The organism is Frankia sp. AiPs1 (assembly GCF_023716945.1).
GTDB lineage: Bacteria > Actinomycetota > Actinomycetes > Frankiales > Frankiaceae > Frankia.
On the sequence record NZ_JAMQQF010000458.1, the window covers coordinates 1 to 4,879 of the forward strand.

Annotated in this window: 4 protein-coding genes; all 4 read left to right on the forward strand. The window is 72.6% G+C overall.

What is annotated here, in order from left to right:
• Positions 1 to 366 (forward strand): DUF1918 domain-containing protein (locus ND748_RS25175; protein ID WP_251748508.1); only part of this gene is annotated, 366 nt, incomplete at its 5' end.
• Positions 367 to 831: 465 nt separating this feature from the next.
• Entirely contained in the window at positions 832 to 1,650 is an 819-nt protein-coding gene (locus ND748_RS25180; protein WP_251748510.1) for an SAM-dependent methyltransferase, read from the forward strand.
• A gap of 58 nt (positions 1,651 to 1,708) precedes the next feature.
• Entirely contained in the window at positions 1,709 to 3,181 is a 1,473-nt protein-coding gene (locus ND748_RS25185) for a sensor domain-containing diguanylate cyclase (protein WP_251748511.1), read from the forward strand.
• A gap of 104 nt (positions 3,182 to 3,285) precedes the next feature.
• Positions 3,286 to 4,833, forward strand: a complete 1,548-nt coding sequence (locus tag ND748_RS25190; RefSeq protein ID WP_251748513.1) for an acyl-CoA synthetase — start codon at positions 3,286 to 3,288, stop codon at positions 4,831 to 4,833.
• Positions 4,834 to 4,879: the final 46 nt, after the last annotated feature.

The window sequence follows — 4,879 nt, forward strand, 5'->3', positions numbered from 1 at the left end:
GGCCGGGGGGCCACCGCCGAGCTCGCCGACCTGCCAGGACTGGCCGATCTCGCCGCGGCGGTGGCCGCCGAGACCCCGCGTTCCACCCACGAGGGCGGGCTGCCCGGCCCGAAGACCGTCACCTGGCTACCCGAGCCCCGGCTCGGCCGCTGGCGTGCGTCCGTCGGTGACCGGCTGGTCGTGTCCCCGCCCAACCCCGGCCGGCCGCCGTGCGGCGGGGAGATCCTGGAGGTCCACTCGCCCGCCGGCGACCCGCCCTACCTGGTCCGATGGGGCGATGGCGGCCACGCCACCTTCGTCTACCCGGGCCCGGACGCCGAGGTCCAGCACCTGCGGACCAACGCCGGCCCGGTGGCCCCGGTCTGACGGCCGCAGCCTGACGGCCCGGTCTGACGTCCCAGCCTGACGGCCCCAGCCCGGGGGCCCCAGTCCGCGTCACATCGATCACGCACGGATAGGTAGACCGGGCCCGCGGCAATCTCGACCACAGTGCGGCCAGCAGATGCAGGAGGTTGTTGACGGGCCAAGCGGCTTGGCCTCGGGTCGACCGTCGCCAACCTCCTGCAATGGCCAACGCAACCAAGGCGGGCTCCGGCCGGCACGGTGCTCCCACCCGCCACTTACAGAGCACAAGTAGGTCGCGTCCTGACGCTCCACCTCCGTTTGGCCCAGGTGAGTACACCTGTGGGTGCGGTCACAGGCAGGGTGATCCGGACGCCGACAGTCCGTTCTGCGTAGTCGTGGGCGCCCCGGGCGGTGACGAAATTCGCGAGGGTAGACAATCCTCTCACGGTAGGTTGCCGATCGGACCGTGCAGGGGATGAGTGGATGATGGCTGACATGCCCGGGTGGGCCGCGGGGGTCGACGTCGATCGGCCGAGCGCCGCGCGGATGTACGACTACGCGCTCGGTGGGTCGCACAACTTCGCCGCCGATCGGGAGGCCACCCAGGCGGTGATCGCGGCGTTCCCGGACGGGCCGCTGGTGGCGCGGTCGAACCGGCTGTTCCTGCACCGGGCGGTCCGGTTCCTCGCCGCGGAGGTGGGGATCACCCAGTTCCTCGACCTCGGCTCGGGCGTACCGACCGTCGGCAACGTGCACGAGGTCGCCCAGGGGGTCAACCCGCAGGCGCGGGTCGTCTACGTGGACATCGACCCGGTGGCTGTCGTCCACTCCCGGATGCTGCTCGCTGACAACCCGCTGGCCACGGTGCTGCAGGCGGACATCCGCGAGCCGGCCTCCGTCCTCGGCGCGAGCGAGGTCTCCGGGCTGCTCGACCTCTCCCAGCCGACCGCGGTGCTGATGGTCACCGTGTTGCACTTCGTGGCCGACGGCGACGACCCGGCTGGGATCATCGGGGCCTTCCGGGCGGCGACGGTGCCTGGCAGCTATCTGGCAGTGTCCCACGTGACCGCGGACGAGCGGGCCGAGCAGGTCCACGGCGCGGGCAAGGTGTACGAGTCGACGCCGACCGGGGTCACCCCGCGGCCCCGGTCCACGATCGCCGGCCTGCTCGCCGACTACGACCTGGTCGAGCCGGGGCTGGTCTACCTGCCCTCCTGGCGGCCGGACGAGGCGCACGGCGGGCTCGACCCGCTGGCGGCCGACCCGAGCCGGGCCGTGGCGCTGGCCGCCGTCGGCCGTCGGTAGTCCATCCGATAGTCCGAGCGTGGAGAGGTCCCTGTCCCCGGCTGCCCGCAGGCGTGGGGTGGCGCGTTTCGCCCAGGTCTGGGCGCGTGCCATCGTCGGCGCGAGCTACCCGGCCACCGGTCTGCTCGCCGTCGAGGAGCGGCTGCTCGGCCTGACCGAACGGCTCGTCGACGCCCTGCTCGACGGCCCGCCCGGCGATCAGCCGTTCGATGCGAAGCCGTTCGGTGGGAAGCCGTTCGGTGCGGAGCCGTTCGGTGCCCAGGCATGCGATGCGAAGCCGTCTGGTGCGAAGCCGTCTGGTGCGAAACCGTCTGGTGGGGAGGCGTCTGGTTCGCAGCCGTCTGGTGGGGAGGCACTCGGCGGGGAGCCGGCCGCGGTCGGGGCCGCCGTGGCGGACTACACCTATGGTGCCGCGGACGCACTGGCCGCCACGATCCGCCTTTGCGGCGCCCGGCTGCTCGCCGAGCTGGGCCTGGCCGCGGACGACGAGCTCACCGACCGCGTCGCGGCCCTGCAGGGAGCCCTGGCCCATGGGTACACCCGCGCCCTGCGCGAACGGATCCTGGCCGGCCAGGACTCGATCCACCGCGCCGCCCACCAGGCCACCGACGCCAGATTCCAGCTGATTTTCGACGGGGCCGCGATCGGGATCGTGCTTGCCGATGCCGCCGGGCGGATCGTCGACGCCAACGGCGCCTTCCGGCGGATGCTCGGCGTCGCCCCGCACCGGGTCCACGGCCGGGCGCTGCACGAGTTCGCCCATCCCGAGGACGCAGCCGATCTGCGCGACGCCCACGCCGCCCAGCGCCTCGCCGGACCGGCGAACCTTCGTACGGAGTTGCGCCTCGTCGGGCCCGCGGGTGCCACGGTGCGAGCCGAACTGACCACATCCTGCCTGCGCCAGGTCGACGGGCGCGGCGAGGTGCAGCTCTCGATGATCGTGGACGTCACCGAGCGCCACCAGTTACAGAGCCAGTTGCGCTGGCAGGCCCGCCACGACCCGCTGACCGGGCTGCCCAACCGGACGGTGCTCGTCGAACGGGTCACCGAGCTGATGGCCGCGGAGCCGGACCGACGCCTCGGGCTGTGCTTCATCGATCTCGACGGGTTCAAGGCGGTCAACGACAGCCTCGGGCACGACGCCGGCGACCGGCTGCTCGTCGCGGTCGCCAGCCGGTTCACCGCCGCGTTGCCGGTGGGCCAGCTCCTGGTCCGGATGGGTGGGGACGAGTTCGTCATCCTCCTCGCGGACACGGCCGGCATCGACGACGTCACCGCCACCGCCCGCGCCGTGCTCGCGGCGCTGGCCGAGCCAGTCCGGGTCGGCGACCAGGCGTTGTCCATCGGTGCCAGCATGGGTCTGGTCGAGCGGCCCGCGGCCGACGGCGACCTGGCCGATCTGCTGCGCGCCGCGGACATCACCCTCTACCAGGCAAAGGACGCCGGCCGGGGGCGGTGGGCCGTCTTCGACGCCGAGCGCAACGCCCGTCAGGTGACCCGGCACAGCCCCGCCGCCGCTGCCGCCCGGTGAGATCACCGGCGCGCTTGACTTGGCATGTGACCGCCCTAACATCGTTTACTACGTAAAGGGCGCATTGCGGGGCCGTGCCGGCGGGCGGCCGACAGGAGGGTCACATGCCAGAGGTCGCGGCGATGCTCGGCGAGCTGTCCCAGCATCCGGCGGACCAACTGGCCGTCGTGATGGCCGACGGCAGCGCCCAGCTCACCTTCGGCGAGCTGGAACGCCGCAGCCGGCAGGTCGCGCACCTGCTCGCCGGCTACGGTCTGCGCCCCGGTGACCACGTGGCGATCCTGCTGCCGAATCGGCCCGAGTACTTCGAGGTCGCCTGGGGCGCGCAACGAAGCGGCCTGTACTGGACGCCGGTCAACTGGCACCTCACCGCCGAGGAGACCGCCCACATCGTCGACGACTGCGGGGCGCGGGTGCTGTTCACCTCCGCCGAGCTGGCCCCGATCGTCAAGCGGGTCCGGGAGTCCGCCGCCCGGCTGGAGCACATCGTCATGATCGACGCCGGGCCAGCCGAGCTCGCCGAGGGCATCCTCGACCACCGCGCCGCCCTCGCCGGCCAGCCGGACGGCGAGCTCGCCGGCCAGGTCGAGGGCATCTACATGTTCTATTCCTCGGGCACGACGGGCCGCCCCAAGGGCATCGAGCCGGCGTTGCCGCTCGACCCGTTCGGCACCGGGCTGAGCATCGACCGCGCGATGGTCGGCTCGTTCGGCTTCGGCCCCGACAGCGTCTACCTGTGCCCGGCGCCGCTCTACCATGCGGCGCCGACGGGCTGGAGCACCGCGACCCAGCGCCTCGGCGGCACGGTCGTCCTCATGGAGCGCTTCGACCCGGTCGAGGCCTTGCGGGCGATCGAGCGTTACCGGGTCACCCACGTCCAGGTCGTGCCGACGATGTTCGTCCGCCTGCTCAAGCTGCCCGCCGCGCAGCGCACCGCCTTCGACCTGGCCAGCCTGCGCCTGGTCGTGCACGCCGCCGCGCCCTGCCCGCCGGAGGTCAAGCAGCAGGTGATCGACTGGCTCGGCCCGATCGTCTTCGAGTACTACGCCGGCAGCGAGGGCGGCGGCATGTGCGCGATCACGTCACAGGAGTGGCTCACCCACCGCGGTTCGGTGGGGCGGGCCGTCATCGGCGTCGTGCACATCGTCGACGAGGACGGCGCGGAGCTGCCCGTGGGCGAGATCGGGCGGGTCTACTTCGAAAGCCCGACCCGGATGGAGTACCACAACGACCCGGAGCGGACCGCCGCCGCCTACAACGACCGTGGCTGGCTGACCCTCGGCGACCTCGGCCACCTCGACGCCGACGGCTACCTCTACCTGGCCGACCGCCGAACCGACCTGGTCATCTCCGGTGGGGTCAACATCTATCCGCAGGAGATCGAGAACGTGCTGATCCTGCACCCCGCCGTCGCCGACGTCGCGGTGATCGGCGTGCCGGACGCGGAGATGGGGCAGCGGCTGCTCGCCGTGGTCCAACCGGCCGTCGAGGCAGTCGTCGGTGCGCAGCTCGCGGTCGAGCTGCAGGCGTTCGGCCGCGAGCGGCTCGCCGGCTTCAAGGTGCCGCGCACCATCGAGTTCGTCGAGGAGCTGCCGCGGCTGCCCACCGGCAAGCTGCAGCGCGTCCGGCTGCGCGAGCGCTACGCCGGCTGACGGACGCCCCGGCGCCGCGCAGCCAGCCAGCCGGACGGAGATGGAC